Source organism: Nesterenkonia salmonea, from assembly GCF_005771525.1.
GTDB lineage: Bacteria > Actinomycetota > Actinomycetes > Actinomycetales > Micrococcaceae > Nesterenkonia > Nesterenkonia salmonea.
In genome coordinates this window covers 1-1,129 of sequence record NZ_VAVZ01000105.1, presented here as the reverse complement: position 1 = coordinate 1,129, position 1,129 = coordinate 1, and the positions used below count along the sequence as shown (strand labels likewise).

Here is a 1,129-nt window from a genome sequence, read left to right as displayed (position 1 = left end):
CTAGTGGTGTGTCTCAGTTTTGTTTGATGGCTTCGAGGGCGACGCGGCCGCGGGCGACTTTTTCGAGGATCGAGTCGGCAGTGGCGGTCCAGACCAACGGCTTGGGCTCATCATTGTGAGCGTCGAGATAGTCCTCGATCGCAGCTATCAGGTCGGGTACGGAGTGGAACGCTCCCCGTCGTAGAGCCTTGTCCGTTAGTTCCCGGAACCAGCGTTCGACCAGGTTCAGCCAGGATGAGGAGGTCGGGGTGAAGTGGAAGTGGAACCGCGGATGTTTGTCCAGCCATTTCTTGACCTCGGCGTGTTTGTGGGTGGCGTAGTTGTCCAAGATCAAGTGGACCTCCAGTCCTGCTGGGACCTCGCGGTCGATGGTGTTGAGGAATTTCAAGAATTCCTCATGCCGGTGCTTGGGCAGGCAGGAGCCGATCACTTTCCCGGTGGCCACATCCAGGGCAGCGAACAGCGTAGTGGTGCCGTTTCGCTTGTAGTCATGGGTCATCGTTTCCCCACGGCCCTTCTTCATCGGCAATGAGGGTTGAGTCCTATCCAGGGCCTGGATGGAGGACTTCTCGTCCATGCACAGCACGATCGCCTGCTCCGGCGGGTCCATATAGAGCCCGACGACATCAATGAGCTTCTCTTCAAACTGCGGGTCGTTGGAGAGTTTGAACGTCTCCACCCGGTGGGGCTTCAGCCCCCGGGCGGCCCAGATCCGCTGCACCTGTGCCGGGGAGACTCCGGTTTCTTTGGCCATGGTCCGCACTGACCAATGCGTCTTGCCCGGCGGTTTCACGTTCTGAGTCAGATTAACGATCTCATCGATCTTCGCCTGCGCAATGGAAGGCTTACGACCCCGACCGGACCGTACCTTGCCCAGTTTCGCCAGGCCCTCCTGCTCGAACCGCGCCCGCCAAGACCGCACCGTCACCGGAGTCACCCCCACCGTTCGAGAGATCCATTCATTGGCCAACCCATCGGCAGCCATCAGCAGCACCTTCGCTCGCTGAACCTGTCGATGGGAGGCTGTCTGCGATCTCGACAGACTCTGCAGAGTCGCCTTCTGGGCCTGGGTCATCTCCAAAGGCGCAGCAGGATTATTAGCCATACCCAAGGTTAACACCAAAGCAAT

The 1,129-nt window shown here is 59.3% G+C and carries 1 protein-coding gene; it reads right to left on the bottom strand.

Annotated elements, in window-relative coordinates; translation table 11 throughout:
• Nucleotides 1-13 precede the first annotated feature (13 nt).
• Complete coding sequence (locus FEF26_RS15460; RefSeq protein ID WP_138254420.1) at nucleotides 14-1,105, bottom strand: IS630 family transposase; 1,092 nt, start codon at nucleotides 1,103-1,105, stop codon at nucleotides 14-16.
• Nucleotides 1,106-1,129: the final 24 nt, after the last annotated feature.

Bases quoted from the DNA above. Each gene is read 5' to 3' on its own strand.
- FEF26_RS15460 (WP_138254420.1), bottom strand. From the start codon at position 1,105: ATGGCTAATAATCCTGCTGCGCCTTTGGAGATGACCCAGGCCCAGAAG.